This window comes from Nocardioides sp. WJ219, assembly GCF_058559815.1.
On sequence record NZ_JBZUJV010000002.1, the window covers coordinates 713,912 to 726,822 of the forward strand.

14 protein-coding genes are annotated in these 12,911 nt (G+C 73.9%); 4 read left to right on the plus strand and 10 right to left on the minus strand.

Annotation, left to right across the window (positions count from 1 at the left end; genetic code table 11):
* Window positions 1-9: 9 nt before the first annotated feature.
* From AC4MBH_RS07485 to AC4MBH_RS07500, 4 genes are all read right to left on the minus strand, one after another.
* Window positions 10-324 (minus strand): hypothetical protein, encoded by a 315-nt coding sequence (locus tag AC4MBH_RS07485; RefSeq protein ID WP_491793962.1) that lies wholly within the window; start codon window positions 322-324, stop codon window positions 10-12.
* Entirely contained in the window at window positions 321-1,547 is a 1,227-nt protein-coding gene (locus AC4MBH_RS07490) for a fatty acid desaturase family protein (protein WP_491793964.1), read from the minus strand. The genes AC4MBH_RS07485 and AC4MBH_RS07490 overlap by 4 nt, the downstream gene beginning before the upstream one ends.
* A 44-nt stretch (window positions 1,548-1,591) precedes the next feature.
* On the minus strand, window positions 1,592-2,686 hold the full coding sequence (locus AC4MBH_RS07495) for a ferredoxin reductase (protein ID WP_491793966.1): 1,095 nt from the start codon (window positions 2,684-2,686) through the stop codon (window positions 1,592-1,594).
* Between the two features lie 113 nt (window positions 2,687-2,799).
* A complete protein-coding gene (locus tag AC4MBH_RS07500) occupies window positions 2,800-3,888 on the minus strand; it encodes a DNA polymerase domain-containing protein (protein WP_491793968.1) in 1,089 nt (362 codons plus the stop codon).
* A gap of 129 nt (window positions 3,889-4,017) precedes the next feature.
* Between AC4MBH_RS07500 and AC4MBH_RS07505 the strand changes: the two genes are divergently transcribed.
* Both AC4MBH_RS07505 and msrB read left to right on the plus strand, forming a co-directional pair.
* A complete protein-coding gene (locus AC4MBH_RS07505) occupies window positions 4,018-5,241 on the plus strand; it encodes a lytic murein transglycosylase (RefSeq protein WP_491793970.1) in 1,224 nt (407 codons plus the stop codon).
* A 72-nt stretch (window positions 5,242-5,313) separates the two neighbouring features.
* Window positions 5,314-5,727, plus strand: a complete 414-nt coding sequence (msrB, locus tag AC4MBH_RS07510) for a peptide-methionine (R)-S-oxide reductase MsrB (RefSeq protein ID WP_491793972.1) — start codon at window positions 5,314-5,316, stop codon at window positions 5,725-5,727.
* A 4-nt stretch (window positions 5,728-5,731) separates the two neighbouring features.
* Here the strand turns inward: msrB and AC4MBH_RS07515 are convergent, their stop codons facing one another.
* A complete protein-coding gene (locus tag AC4MBH_RS07515; RefSeq protein ID WP_491793974.1) occupies window positions 5,732-6,682 on the minus strand; it encodes a hypothetical protein in 951 nt (316 codons plus the stop codon).
* 47 nt (window positions 6,683-6,729) lie between these two features.
* Entirely contained in the window at window positions 6,730-7,440 is a 711-nt protein-coding gene (gene hemQ / locus AC4MBH_RS07520; RefSeq protein WP_491793976.1) for a hydrogen peroxide-dependent heme synthase, read from the minus strand.
* Window positions 7,441-7,468: 28 nt separating this feature from the next.
* On the opposite strand from hemQ, the gene AC4MBH_RS07525 reads away from it, so the two are divergent.
* Window positions 7,469-8,590 carry a serine hydrolase domain-containing protein gene (locus AC4MBH_RS07525; protein WP_491793978.1) on the plus strand — a complete coding sequence of 374 codons (1,122 nt, stop codon included), beginning with the start codon at window positions 7,469-7,471 and terminating at the stop codon, window positions 8,588-8,590.
* Here the strand turns inward: AC4MBH_RS07525 and hemG are convergent.
* Genes hemG through AC4MBH_RS07540 form a run of 3 tightly spaced genes read right to left on the minus strand, consistent with a single transcriptional unit; the run spans window position 8,580 to window position 11,011 of the window.
* The gene (gene hemG, locus AC4MBH_RS07530) at window positions 8,580-9,902 is read right to left on the minus strand and encodes a protoporphyrinogen oxidase (protein WP_491793980.1); all 1,323 of its coding nucleotides are present in this window, start codon (window positions 9,900-9,902) and stop codon (window positions 8,580-8,582) included. The two genes, AC4MBH_RS07525 and hemG, sit on opposite strands and share 11 nt — an antisense overlap.
* A 57-nt stretch (window positions 9,903-9,959) precedes the next feature.
* Entirely contained in the window at window positions 9,960-10,475 is a 516-nt protein-coding gene (locus AC4MBH_RS07535) for a flavin reductase family protein (RefSeq protein WP_491793982.1), read from the minus strand.
* Window positions 10,472-11,011: an NAD(P)H-dependent oxidoreductase gene (locus AC4MBH_RS07540; protein ID WP_491793984.1), complete on the minus strand. Its 540-nt coding sequence runs from the start codon at window positions 11,009-11,011 to the stop codon at window positions 10,472-10,474. Before AC4MBH_RS07540 ends, AC4MBH_RS07535 begins: the two co-directional genes overlap by 4 nt.
* A gap of 120 nt (window positions 11,012-11,131) precedes the next feature.
* Between AC4MBH_RS07540 and AC4MBH_RS07545 the strand changes: the two genes are divergently transcribed.
* On the plus strand, window positions 11,132-11,866 hold the full coding sequence (locus AC4MBH_RS07545) for an NYN domain-containing protein (protein ID WP_491793986.1): 735 nt from the start codon (window positions 11,132-11,134) through the stop codon (window positions 11,864-11,866).
* On the opposite strand, the gene AC4MBH_RS07550 is transcribed toward AC4MBH_RS07545, so the two are convergent.
* On the minus strand, window positions 11,863-12,852 hold the full coding sequence (locus tag AC4MBH_RS07550; RefSeq protein WP_491793988.1) for a helix-turn-helix transcriptional regulator: 990 nt from the start codon (window positions 12,850-12,852) through the stop codon (window positions 11,863-11,865). The two genes, AC4MBH_RS07545 and AC4MBH_RS07550, sit on opposite strands and share 4 nt — an antisense overlap.
* Between the last annotated feature and the right edge of the window lie 59 nt (window positions 12,853-12,911).

The window sequence follows — 12,911 nt, forward strand, 5'->3', positions numbered from 1 at the left end:
CGACGCTCGTCAGCCGGCGATGAGCGAGTTGGGCACGAACCGCGGTTCCTTGTCGCGGTCGTCTCCGCCGGGGCGGACGTACTCGAAGCCGGAGGTCAGCACGACCTCGCGACCGGCGCCGAGCCGGCGGCGTACGTCGTCGGCGCAGGTGGCGTGCATCGGGGGCGCGTGGAACTCGTTGCGCGCGACCTCGCGGGCGTCGCCGACGAAGGCGATCGGCCGGCCGAGCGGCCGACCGCAGCCGCCGCAGACCCGCGACAGGGCGCACTGGGTCACCTTGCGGCGGACCAGTGCGCCCTCGTCCCAGGCGAACATGGTGCTCACGCGCGCGCGTCGGCCTGGGAGCGCGACCAGCTGCCGAGCTCGAGGCGCCGGCCGTGCGTGTCCTCGTGCCGGACCCGCTCGCTCTGCTCGATCGTGACGCCCTCGCCGGTGGGCGGCCGGTCGTCCTTGGTCCAGCCGTTGGGCAGCGAGAGCTTGTGGATGGTGCGCAGCACCTGTCCGTACTGCTTGTGCAGCGGGCCGGTGGTGTAGGGGATGCCGTACTTGTCGCACAGCGCCCGGACCTCGCCGGAGATCTCGCCGTAGTGGTTGCTGACCAGGTCGGGGAAGAGGTGGTGCTCGATCTGGTAGCCCAGGTTGCCGCTCATGATGTGGAGCAGCTTGCCGCCCTCGAAGTTGGCGGTGCCGAGGATCTGGCGCAGGTACCACTCGGCGCGGGTCTCGTCCTCGAGCTCCTCCTCGGTGAAGTGCAGCGCACCGTCGGGGAAGTGGCCGCAGAAGATGATCATGTAGGACCACACGTTGCGCATGACGTTGGCCGCGACGTTGGCCTTGAGGGTCGACTTCCACCGCCTGCCGCTGAGCGCGGGGTAGATGACGTAGTCCTTGAGGGCCTGGTCGCGACCCTTCTTCGCGATCTGCTTGAGCTGACGCTTCATCTCGACCGGGTCCTTCTTGCCCTTCCGGATCGCCTCGAGGTCGAGGTCGTGCAGGGCGACGCCCCACTGGAAGAGCCCCGCCAGCAGCGCGTTGAAGACCGGCTGCCCGAGGTAGTGGGGGTGCCACTTCTGCTCGCGGGCCATCCGCAGGATCCCGTAGCCGATGTCGTTGTCGTAGCCCAGCACGTTGGTGAACTGGTGGTGGATGTAGTTGTGGCTGTGCTTCCACTGCTCGGCGGGCTGAGCGGTGTCCCACTCCCACGACGACGAGTGGATCTCGGGGTCGTTCATCCAGTCCCACTGGCCGTGCATGACGTTGTGGCCGATCTCCATGTTCTCCAGGATCTTGGCCAGGCCGAGGGAGATGGTGCTGGCGGCGACGATGGGGCGCCGGTACCTCGCCTCGAGCGGCGAGCTCACGAGCATGCCGATGCGGGCGGAGGCCGCCATCCAGCGCTGGGTGCGGATCACCCGGCGGATGTACGCCGCGTCCTTGGCGCCGCGGGCCTCCTCGACCCGCTCGCGGATGGCGTCGAACTCACGTCCGAGCGCCTCCACGTCCTCGGTGGTGAGGTGGGTGTACTCCTTGACGTCGGCAATCGCCACGTCGGACTCCTTAGGTTCGGGCTGTCGGTCGGGTGGGTCGTCGATCAGATGTTGAGGGTGCAGGCGCCGACCGGGACGGTCACGCAGGTCTGCACCTGCTCGTTGGGCTGGTCGTACTCGTCGCCGTTGCGCAGGTCCTTCACGGTGCCGGAGATCTTGGTGACGGTGCAGGTGTGGCAGATGCCGACCCGGCAGCCGTAGGGCATGCCGACGCCGGCCTTCTCGCCGGCCTCCAGGACGGTGGTCGCCCCGTCGACCTCGGCCTCCTTGCCGGTGTTCTGGAACGAGATCACGCCGCCCTCGCCGCCGTCGCTGCCGAGCTGGAGCGAGAACCGCTCGATGTGCAGCTGGTCCTCGAGGTCGGCGTTCTCCCAGTGGCCCTCGACGGCGTCGAGCATCGGCGCCGGGCCGCAGGCCCAGGTCTCGCGCTCGCGCCAGTCGGGGGCGAGGTCGTCGAGGTCGGCGAGGTCGAAGATGCCCTGGTCCTCGGAGAACCACTCGTGCACCGTGAGCGAGGGGTGCTTCTCGTGCAGCTCGCGCAGCTCGTCGCGGAAGATCATCCGCTCCGGCGTCGTCGAGGAGTAGTGCAGGACGACGTCGCGCATCGTGTCGCGACGGTCGAGGGTGCGCAGCATCGACATCACCGGGGTGATGCCGCTGCCGCCGACCAGGAACAGCGACCTCTCCGGCGGCGGGTCGGGCAGCACGAAGTCGCCGTTGGGGGTGGCCAGCCGCACGATGGTGCCCGGCTCGAGGCCGTTGACCAGGTGGGTGGAGAGGAAGCCCTCGGGCATGGCGCGCACCGTGATCGCCAGGTTGCGGCCCGACCGCTTGGGCGGCGAGCTCACCGAGTAGGAGCGCCAGTGGAACTTGCCGTCGACCTCGACCCCGATGCCGACGTACTGCCCGGGGCGGTGCTGGTAGCGCCAGCCCCAGCCGGGCCGGATCACCAGGGTGGCGGCGTCGTCGGTCTCCCGGATCACCTCCTCGACCCGGCCGCGCAGCTCGCGTGAGCTCCACAGCGGGTTGAGCAGGGTCAGGTAGTCGTCGGGCAGCAGCGGCGTGGTGAGCTTGTCGGCGCTCTTGCGCACGCGCTCCCAGGTCAACCGCCCCTCGGGTGGCTTGGTGTCGCTCGTCACCCGCTCAGTGAACAACTGTCTACTGAGGAGCGCAACAGGTTCGACCGAACTGGTGAGTAACTTCACCCCGAAGTGGGGTCGGCGGGCGGCGCGACCCAGGACCCGCGACCGGGTCAGTGCCGCGGACCGACGAAGTTGCCGTCGTCGTCCCAGTGCTCGGCGACCTTCTTGCTCGGCTGCACGCGTGGCGGCTCGCCCGGCATCTTGGGGTAGTCGGGCGGGAAGCTGAGCTCGACGGCGCCCTGCTCCTCCCACAGCGCCAGCAGCGGGTCGAGCGAGTACGCCGTGTCGTCGATGGCGGCCCACGGGTCGCCGTCGGCCACGCGGTCCGGGACCGTGAAGAGGTTGAGGTCCTCGGGGCCGCGCAGGTCGGCCAGCTCGGACCAGGTGACCGGCGTGGAGACCGGCGCGCCGGGGATCGGGCGCAGCGAGTAGGCCGAGGCGATCGTGCGGTCTCGGTTGTTCTGGTTGTAGTCGACGAAGATCCGCTCGCCGCGCTCCTCCTTCCACCACTCCACCGTCACGCCCTCGTCGCGGCGGGCCAGCTCGCGGCCGAACCCGATCGCGGCGTGGCGGACGTCGGTGAACTCCCACCGCGGCTCGATCCGCACGTAGACGTGGATGCCCCGGTTGCCGCTGGTCTTGGGGTAGCCGACCAGCCCGAGCTCGCGCAGCAGCTCGTCGGCCAGCCCCGCGACGCGCACCGCGTCGGCGAACGACGTCCCGGGCTGCGGGTCGAGGTCGATGCGCAGCTCGTCGGGGCGGTCGACGTCGTCGCGGCGCACGGGCCACGGGTGGAAGGTGAGGGCGCCCATGTGCGCGCACCAGACCGGCACCGCGATCTCGGTGGGGCAGATCTCCTCGGCCGTGCGCCCGCTGGGGAAGGTGATCTCGACCGACTCCAGGTAGTCGGGCGCCCCCTTGGGCACGCGCTTCTGGTAGAACGCGTCGGCGTCGCGGTCCTGCGGTCCCGTGGCCAGCCTCATGCCCTCACGGACGCCCGAGGTCCAGCGCTCGAGCGCCGTCGGGCGGTCGCGCAGGGCGCGCATCAGGCCGTCCTCGACGCTGACGAAGTACTCCGCCACCATCAGCTTGGTGACCTCGGCGGTGCGGTCGGTGGCCTCGTAGATCACCCGGTCGGGGCTCGAGACGCGCACCGCGCGCCCTCCGGCCTGGACCTCGGCGGCGGGGGTCTTCGCCATGGGTCCGACCGTACTCGACCCGGCGGGATCGGGTCGGGCTCAAGTACGGCGTCACGATGCCGATGCTCCAGGTGGCGGGTCCGTCCCCCGGACCGCCGACGACCCCCACCTGACCTCACCGGGAACGCCATGCGCACGCTCCGACAGCACGCCCTGCTGGGCCTCGTGCCTGTCGTCACGACGGCGATGGTGGTCGCGATCGGGGTCGCGGGCAGCCCGGTCCCCCGCGCCAGCGGGCCGGCGGAGCCGCCGTCGGACCCCGGGATCGTCGCCGTCGGCACGGTTCCGGCCGGGACGGCCGCGACCGGGATGACGACCCTGCTCGCCTCGAACCGCGCCCGGCCGGCGGCGGGACCGTCGGCGCGGGTCTCCTCGCGCGGCGTCGACCTCGCCCGGATCAGCGCCGAGTCCGACCACGGGCTGCCGGTGGCCGCCCGCAAGGCCTACGGCCGCGCCGCCCGCACCATGGAGCGCGTGCAGCCCGGGTGCGACCTGCCCTGGGAGCTGCTCGCCGGCATCGGGCGCGTCGAGACCGACCACGGCCGCTACGGCGGCTCGCGGCTCGGCGTCGACGGCGTCCCGCGCCCGCCCATCCTCGGCCTGCCGCTCAACGGCGTCGGACCGGTGGCGGCGATCCCCGACAGCGACGGCGGACGCCTCGACGGCGACCGCACCTGGGACCGCGCGGTCGGTCCGCTCCAGTTCATCCCCTCGACCTGGCGCACCGCGGGCCGCGACGGCGACGGCGACGGCCGCCGCGACCCCAACGACCTCGACGACGCCGCGCTGGCCGCCGGCTACTACCTGTGCCCCGACTCCGGCAGCCTGAGCGACGAGGCCGTGCTGCGTGCGCAGGTGTTCTCCTACAACCACTCGACCTACTACGTCGACCTGGTGCTGGCCTTCGCGGTCGGCTACCGCACCGGTGTCTTCGACCTGCCCAGCCCGCCCGCCGAGCCCGCCGACGGCCCGCGTCGCGGGAAGGGCGCCCGGGACGACGAGCCGACCGACGAGCCGGCCGACGAACCCGCGGACGAACCCGCGGACGAACCCGCCGACGAGCCGGCCGACGTCACCCCGCCCGCCCCGGCGACCGGGTCCGGCCAGGGCGGCCAGGGCGGTCAAGACGGTCAAGGCGGTCAAGGCGGTCAAGGCGGTCAAGGCGGTCAGGGCGGTCAAGGTCCGCAGCAGCCGGCGCCCACCCCCACGCCCACGCCCACCCCCACCCCGACCCCCACCCCGACGCCCACGCCCAGCCCTGCGCCCAGTCCCGCGACACCCACGGCGCCGGCGCCGTCGGCGTCCCCCTCGGCCACGGCCTCACCCCGGCCCGAGGACCCGGCCGCCTCGTAGGCTGGCGGCGTGCGGCTCTTCGGCAGGCGGCGGCGTCCCCAGCAGTGGGCGGCCGCCCGTAGGCTCGAGGGCATGGCCTACGACGTGGAGAAGACCGACGAGGAGTGGCGCGCCGAGCTCTCGCCCCAGGAGTACCAGGTGCTGCGCCAGGCCGGCACCGAGCGCGCGTTCACCGGGGAGTACACCGACACCGAGACCACCGGCATCTACCGCTGCAAGGCCTGCCAGGCCAAGCTGTTCGAGTCGGACACCAAGTTCCACTCCGGCTGCGGCTGGCCGAGCTTCTACCAGCCGATCAGCGACACCATCGAGTACATCGAGGACACCACCCTCGGCATGAAGCGCGTCGAGGTCCGCTGCGCCGGCTGCGGCTCCCACCTCGGGCACGTGTTCCCCGACGGCTACGGCACGCCCACCGGCGACCGCTACTGCATCAACTCGATCAGCCTCACCCTCGAGCCGGTCGAGCCGGTCGAGCAGGACTGACCGGTCAGGCCGGCTGCAGGGCCGACGACACGAGGACCACGCCCTCGCCGTGCTCGCGGTCGAGCCAGGCCTGGATGCTGCCGTCGTCGTGGACGACGCCGACCTCGACCCGGTCCTCGGCACGACCACTGGACAAGACCCCGGGCACCGCGTCGAAGACCTCGTCGGCGATCCGGTCCAGCTCGGCGGCGGTGTACGTCGCCTCGGTGACGCAGAGCCCACCACCCCACACCTCGCGGATCGCCGCCTCCGCGGCAGCCGGGTCCTCGGTGACCGCCACCTCGACGATCCACGGCGAGACCGCGGGAGAGGTGCCGGCGGCGGCGTCCTGGTCGACCTCCTCCGGCGGCCGCGGGTCACCGGCGGTGTCCACGAACGACGACGCGTACGCCTCGAGCCGCTCGGCCACCTGGAACGCCCGGTCCACGTCGGCCTCCGTGGCCAGTGCCGGGTCGACCACCCAGCCACCGGACGGCTCGACGCACGCCGTCCGGCGTTCCGGCTCGTCGGGGACGGTGCCGGCGGGCTCGTCGGCGTCGGCCGCGGCGACGACCTCGGTCGGCGTCAGGTCGGTCCCGTCGAACGTGCCGGTGACCACGAACTCACCCCACCGCACCCCGGAGGCCTCCTCGAAGTGCCCCCGGTGCTCGGCCCAGTCCCAGCCGACCAGGCCCGGCCCCCCGCACTGCGGCGGGTAGGACTCGGCCACGCCACCCAGGCACAGCTCGGCGCCCCCGCCGTCGTCGAGCACCATGACGGCGTACGCCGTCGTCACCTCCCCGTCGGCGACCGGCACGTCGACCGGCACCTCGGCCGGTCCGGGGACCTCCTGGACCGTGCCGGGGTCGTCGCCGCCCTCACCCGGCTCCGCCCCGCCGGTGCGGTCACCGCACGCGGAGAGGCCGACAGCGAGCGCGAGCGCGGGCAGCACCACGGCGACGGGTCGGGTCCTCATGGTGTGTCTGACGTGAGGTCGCCGCGGACGGTTCCCGGGCCGGCCGGTCAGGGCAGCCGGTCGACGAGCACGGCCACCGGCGTGAGCGACCCGGTGTAGAACGGGACCTCCTCGCGGACGTGCCGCCGGGCGCGGCTCGCGCGCAGGTCGCGCATCAGGTCGACGATCCGGTAGAGGTCGTCGGCCTCGAAGGCCAGCATCCACTCGTAGTCGCCGAGGCCGAACGACGCCACCGTGTTGGCGCGGACGTCGGGGTAGGGCCGGGCCTGCATGCCGTGCTCGCGCAGCATGTCGCGACGCTCCTCGTCGGGCAGCAGGTACCACTCGTAGGACCGCACGAACGGGTAGACGCACACGTGCCGGCGGGCCGGCTCGCCGTCGAGGAACGCCGGCACGTGGCTCTTGTTGAACTCCGCCGGCCGGTGCAGCGCCGCCTGCGACCAGACGGGGGCGAGCCGGCTGCCGAACGCCGTGCGGCGGAACCGGTGGTAGGCCCCCTGCAGCTGCTCGGACTCGGCGGCGTGCCACCAGACCATCACGTCGGCGTCGGCGCGCAGGCCGCTGACGTCGTAGACGCCGCGGACGACGACCCCCGACTCCGCGAGCTCGGCGAAGAGCTTCTCTACCTCGGCGCCCTCGGCCTCGCGGTCGGCGCCGTCGCCCAGGACCCGGTCGAGACGGAACACCGACCACATCGTGTAGCGGATGGTCTGGTTGAGCTCGCGGAGCCGGGCGGCGTTGGTGTTGGTGTCGCTCACAACCCCATTGTGCCGTCAGGATGCTCGTGTGCCGTTCCCGGACCCCTCCTCCCCCGACCCGTTGCCCGACCCGTCGACCGACCTCGACTCCGACCTCGCGGACTGGCTCGCCGGTCTCGTCGGCGACGGCGAGCCCGGCGCCGCCGTCTGCGTGATGCGCGACGGCGTCGAGCTCGCCGAGCAGCACGTCGGCACGCGTGACGGGACGACGCCGTGGGACCGCGAGACGCTGGTGATGGCCTACTCGGTGGCCAAGCCGTTCGCGGCCCTCACCGTCCTGGACTGCGTGGCCCGCGGCGCCGTCGGGCTCGACGACGCGGTGGGGTCGGTGTGGCCGGAGTACGCCTGTCGGGGCAAGGAGGCCACCACGGTGCGGCACGTGCTGACGCACACCGCGGGACTCCCGGCGTTCCCGGCGGCCGCGGCAGACCTCTCGTTCACCGACCGTGACGCCCTCGTCGCGCTCCTCGCCGAGGCCGAGCCGGTGCACCCGCCGGGGAGGGGGGTGGCCGAGCATGCGCTGACCTACGGGCACCTGTGCGACGAGATCGTCCGCCGCACGACCGGCGAGGGCCTGGCCGACCGGTTCGCCGCCATCGCCGACGTCCACGGCTGGGACCTGCACCTCCAGGTCGCCCCCGCCCACCTCGGGCGGGTGGCCGACGTCGTGGTCGTCGATCCCGACTGGCCGCAGCGCTACCTCGACGACCCCCGTTGGGGCCCCGCGCTCGGCCGTCCACCGGGCCTGCTCGACCCCGCCGTGGTCAACAGCGAGGAGTTCCGCACCACGAGCTTCCCGGCCGTCTCCCTGCACGCCTCGGCGCACGGGCTCGCCAGGTTCCACGACGGGCTCGTCGACCCCGGTGGACCCGTGGCGACGCTGCTCGGGGCCGACCTGCACGGCGCCCTCGTCGGTCGCCGCGACGCCGACCGGGTGACGGGCCACGACCTCGTCCTCGACCGACCGGTGACCTGGTCGTGCGGGTTCCAGGTCGACGAGGAGGACATCGGGATGGGCGGCGCCGGCGGGGGCATCGCCTGGTGGTCGTTCGGCGGGCGGTACGCCGCCGCGTTCGTCAGCCGGGGCCTGGGCACCCAGGACCGGCCGACGGCGGTGTGGGAGCTGCTGGAGGAGCGGCTCAGCCGCTGAGCACCGCGGCGGCCGCGGACCGGGCCGAGGCGATACAGGCGGCGACGCCCACCCCGTCGTACGCCGCGCCGCACACGGCCAGGCCCGGCACCGTCGCGACCGCGGCCCGCACCCGCGCGACGCGGTCGAGGTGGCCGACGGCGTACTGCGGCAGCCCCCCGCCCCAGCGCTGCACGTGCACGTCGACGGGCGTGGCGCGCAGGCCGACCGCGTCGCGCAGGTCGGCGCGGGACGCCGCGACCAGTCCTTCGTCGGGGCGCTGCAGCAGGCCGCTCTCCCCCGCCCGCCCGATCGAGGTGCGCACCAGCACCACCCCGTCGGCGGCGGCGTCGCGGCCCCACTTCGACGAGGTGAACGTCGACGCCTTGATCGCGCGGCCGTCGACCGGCGGCACCAGGAACCCCGACGCCGCCCGCACCGCGTCGGGCACGTCGTCGGCGGCGAAGGCGAGCGTGACCACCGCGACCGAGGCGTAGGCGAGCCCGGCGAGCTCGGCGGACGCGGCCGGCGCGACGTCGGCCAGCAGCCGTGCGGTCGGCGGTGCCGGGGTGGCGAGCACGACGGCGTCGGCGGGTTCACCGCCGACCCGCCAGCGGGTCCCTCCCGCGCCGGCGGGGTCGAGGAGCAGGAGCTCGCGGACGAGGATCCCGGTGCGCACGTCGAGCCCGGCCGAGAGGCGCTCGACGAGGTGGCCCATGCCGCCGGGGATGCCGGCGAAGACGGGGGTGCCGGGGTCGGGCGGGACCGCGAGCGGACCGGAGCGCAGGGCGAGCAGCTGGGGCGCCGCCGCGCGCGCGGAGATGCGGCGGGCGTGGCCGGCGTACACCCCGCCCAGGAGCGGCTCGACCAGCCGGTCGACCACCTCGTCGCCGTACCGCGCGGCGACCAGGTCGCCCACCGACGCGTCCTCGGCTCCGTCGCCGTCGAGGACCTCGCCCACGTCCTCGCGGGCCCGGGCGATCCCGGCCGCGGACAGCACGCCGGAGGCCTCGAGGCCGTCGAGGTCGAGCGGCGCTCCGAGGAGGGTGCGCGGCAGCGGGCGGAGGGCACCCCGGGTCCAGATCCGCGAGGACGCGACCGCCGGGTGCACGACGTCGAGCCCCAGCTCGCGCGCCAGGCCCACGCCCTCCGGGCGCCGGTTGACCATCGCCTCGGCGCCGACGTCGACGTTCACGCCCGCCACCGGCGTACGACGGATCTTGCCGCCGGCGCGGTCGCCGGCCTCGAGCACCACCACCTCGGCGCCGGCCGCGGTCAGCACGTGCGCAGCCGTCAGCCCCGCGATCCCGGCTCCGACGACGACGACCCGCACCCTGCCAGCCTAGGAGTGACCCGGGCGCGTCCCTCGCCCGGCCTCGTCCCCCGCGCCTCAGACCGCCATCGAGCCGAACCCGCTGCGGTGGAAGACCAGCGGGGTGGCGGCGTCGGCGGCGTCGGCCCCTGCGTCGACGGCGTGCAGCAGGAGCAGCACGATGGTGTGGTCGCCGGCCTCCACCTCGCGGTAGATCGTGCAGTCGAAGCGCGCCAGGCCGTCGTCGAGGGTGACGGCGCCGTCGTCGCTCACGGTGGCCTCGACGCCGTCGAAGCGGTGCTCGACCGGTCCGGCGAGCCCGCGGCAGACCTCGCCGTGGTGGCCGGCGAGGATCGTCACGCCGAGGTGGCCGGCGCGGCGCAGGTCGGGCCAGGTCTTGGAGGTGTTGGCGATCGAGAACGACACCAGCGGCGGGTCGAGGCTGACCGAGGTGAACGACGACGCGGCCAGACCGACGCGCCGGCCGTCGACCTCGGCGGCGACGGCGACGACGCCACTGGGGAAGACCCCGAAGGCGGCCCGCAGGCTCGCCGGGTCGAAGTCCTGGTTGGTGGGCATCTGCAGGGCGGTCATGAGCGGGCTCCTGTCCGAGCGGCGAGCAGGGTGGAGACGACCGGGCGCGCGGTGGCCAGCCAGTCGGCGTACGCCGCGGGGTCGTCGTGGGCGGAGTCGAGCACGTAGAGGCCGCGCACCGGCACGGTCGCGCCGATCTCGGTGAGCACCGGCCGCAGGGTCAGCTCCGGCGCCAGTGCGTGGGCCGGACCGCCGCCGAGCATCAGGGGGACGGCCAGGCCCGTGAGGCCGGTGCCGGACGCCGGGGCGAACCGGTCGAGGAACAGCTTCAGCAGTCCCGTGTACGTCGCCTTGTACGTCGGCGAGGCGGCGACGACCAGGTCGGCGGCGGCCACCTCGGCGACGAGCGCCGCGACGGCCTCGTCGCCCCAGTCGAGGAGGCCGGCGCCGACGGTCGCCAGGTCGACGACCAGGGTCGACTCCTCCCCCGCCAGCTCTCGGGCGAGGTGGGTCGCGGCGGTGAGCGTGCGCGACCCCGGCTTCGGGTTGCCGACGACCACGGCCGTGCGGGGAGTGGGAACGGTGGTGCTGGACATGGCGCCTCCTGCACGCGCGGCCCGAATACGGGATTATTTAGAGTGACTTTATCTAGTTAAGCCGGGTATGCAAGGTCCGGCGCGCCGCGGCCCTCGGTCCCGGAGGCCTAGGCTGCCGGGGTGACCGGCCCCACCGACCGCACCATCGCGGTCCTCATCGACGCCGACAACACCTCCGGCGCGCACGCCGCGGCGATCCTCGAGGAGTGCGCCAGCTTCGGCCTGCCGACCGTCAAGCGTGCCTACGGCGACTGGACGACCCAGAACCTGGTCGGCTGGAAGGACGCGCTCCTCGCGCACGCGATCCAGCCGATGCAGCAGTTCGCCAACACCAAGGGCAAGAACTCCACCGACTCCGCGCTGATCATCGACGCGATGGACCTGCTCTACGCCGGCAACGTCGACCGCTTCGCCCTGGTCTCCAGCGACAGCGACTTCACCCGGCTCGCCACCCGGCTCCGCGAGGCCGGCAAGTACGTCGTCGGCATCGGCCGGCGGACCACGCCCGAGGCGCTGGTCGCCGCGTGCGACGAGTTCAAGTTCCTCGAGGTGATCACCGGCACCGCCGACACGCCGGCCGCCGAGGTCGACGTCCCGCTCCGCGAGCTGCCCGACCTGCGCGGGATCCTCCGCTCGGCCGTCGAGAGCGCGAGCAACGACGACGGCTGGGCCCACCTCAGCGCGGTCGGCAACCACATCCAGAAGCGGCACGCCTCGTTCGACCCCCGCAACTACGGCTTCGCCAAGCTGGTCACGCTCGCCCGCGCCCAGGACTACCTCGAGGTCGAGCAGACCGGCGGCAACGTGACCCGGATCCGGCTGCGCCCCAAGAAGGCGACCGCGAAGCGGTCCTAGGACGCGCCGGCCGCCGCGCGTGCCCAGCGCTCGGCGACCCGGCCCATCTCGGCGCGCAGCTCGGGCGGACCGACGACCTCGACCTCGGCGTCGTAGCGCCCGATCATCGCGACCAGGCCGGCCCACGACCAGGAGCCCGCGACGAGACGGGTGCGGTCGGGCCCGAGCGCCTCGACGACGGCGTCGCCGGCGTACGGAGCCACCTCGCGCGCCGGGAGGTGCAGCACGACCTCGCCGCGACAGGGCCACTCGTCGGCACCCGGTGAGCCCTTGAACCTGGCGGCGACGAAGGTGTCGACGTCGACGCCACCGGGCAGCTCGCGGCGCTGGAAACGCGGGCCGTTCGGCGTGCGGAGGCGGAGGCGGTCGGCGCGGTAGGTGCGCCAGTCGTCGCGGTCGAGGTCGTAGCCGACGAGGTACCAGCGTCCGGACCGGGTCACGACGTGGTGGGGCTCGGCGCGGCGCGGACTTCTCCGGTCGTCGCCAGGGCCGCCGCCAGGGTCGTCGCCGTGGTCGAAGCGCACCACCTCGCGCGCCCGCACCGCGCCGGCCAGGGCGACGAGCACCTCGGGGTCGACGCCGTCGCCGGGGTCGCCGCCGCGGCGCAGGGCCGCGACCTCGAGGACGTCGACGCGGTGCCGCAACCGGGCCGGCAGCACCTGCCGCACGGTCGCCAGGGCGCGGACCGCCGCCTCCCCGATGCCGGCCCCCGAGCCGGCCGCGATGCGCAGCGCGATCGCCAGGGCGACCGCCTGCTCGTCGTCGAAGAGCAGCGGCGGCAGCTCGGCGCCGGCCTCGAGCCGGTAGCCGCCGTCGGGCCCCTTCGTCGCGTGGATCGGGTAGCCCAGCTCGCGCAACCGGTCGACGTCGCGGCGCACGGTGCGCTCGCTGATCTCGAGCCGCTCGGCCAGCACCTGGCCCGGCCAGTCGCGGCGCGCCTGGAGCAGGGACAGCAGCGCGAGCAGGCGGGCGGAGGGTCCGGACATGTCCCCAGATTGCCACGAGTACCGGACAGGATCTGGCCGCTTCTGTCGCCAGGCTGGGT

Bases quoted from the DNA above. Each gene is read 5' to 3' on its own strand.
- AC4MBH_RS07500 (WP_491793968.1), bottom strand. From the start codon at position 3,888: ATGGCGAAGACCCCCGCCGCCGAGGTCCAGGCCGGAGGGCGCGCGGTG.
- AC4MBH_RS07505 (WP_491793970.1), top strand. From the start codon at position 4,018: ATGCGCACGCTCCGACAGCACGCCCTGCTGGGCCTCGTGCCTGTCGTC.
- AC4MBH_RS07515 (WP_491793974.1), bottom strand. From the start codon at position 6,682: ATGAGGACCCGACCCGTCGCCGTGGTGCTGCCCGCGCTCGCGCTCGCT.
- AC4MBH_RS07550 (WP_491793988.1), bottom strand. From the start codon at position 12,852: ATGTCCGGACCCTCCGCCCGCCTGCTCGCGCTGCTGTCCCTGCTCCAG.
- AC4MBH_RS07535 (WP_491793982.1), bottom strand. From the start codon at position 10,475: ATGACCGCCCTGCAGATGCCCACCAACCAGGACTTCGACCCGGCGAGC.
- AC4MBH_RS07540 (WP_491793984.1), bottom strand. From the start codon at position 11,011: ATGTCCAGCACCACCGTTCCCACTCCCCGCACGGCCGTGGTCGTCGGC.
- msrB (WP_491793972.1), top strand. From the start codon at position 5,314: ATGGCCTACGACGTGGAGAAGACCGACGAGGAGTGGCGCGCCGAGCTC.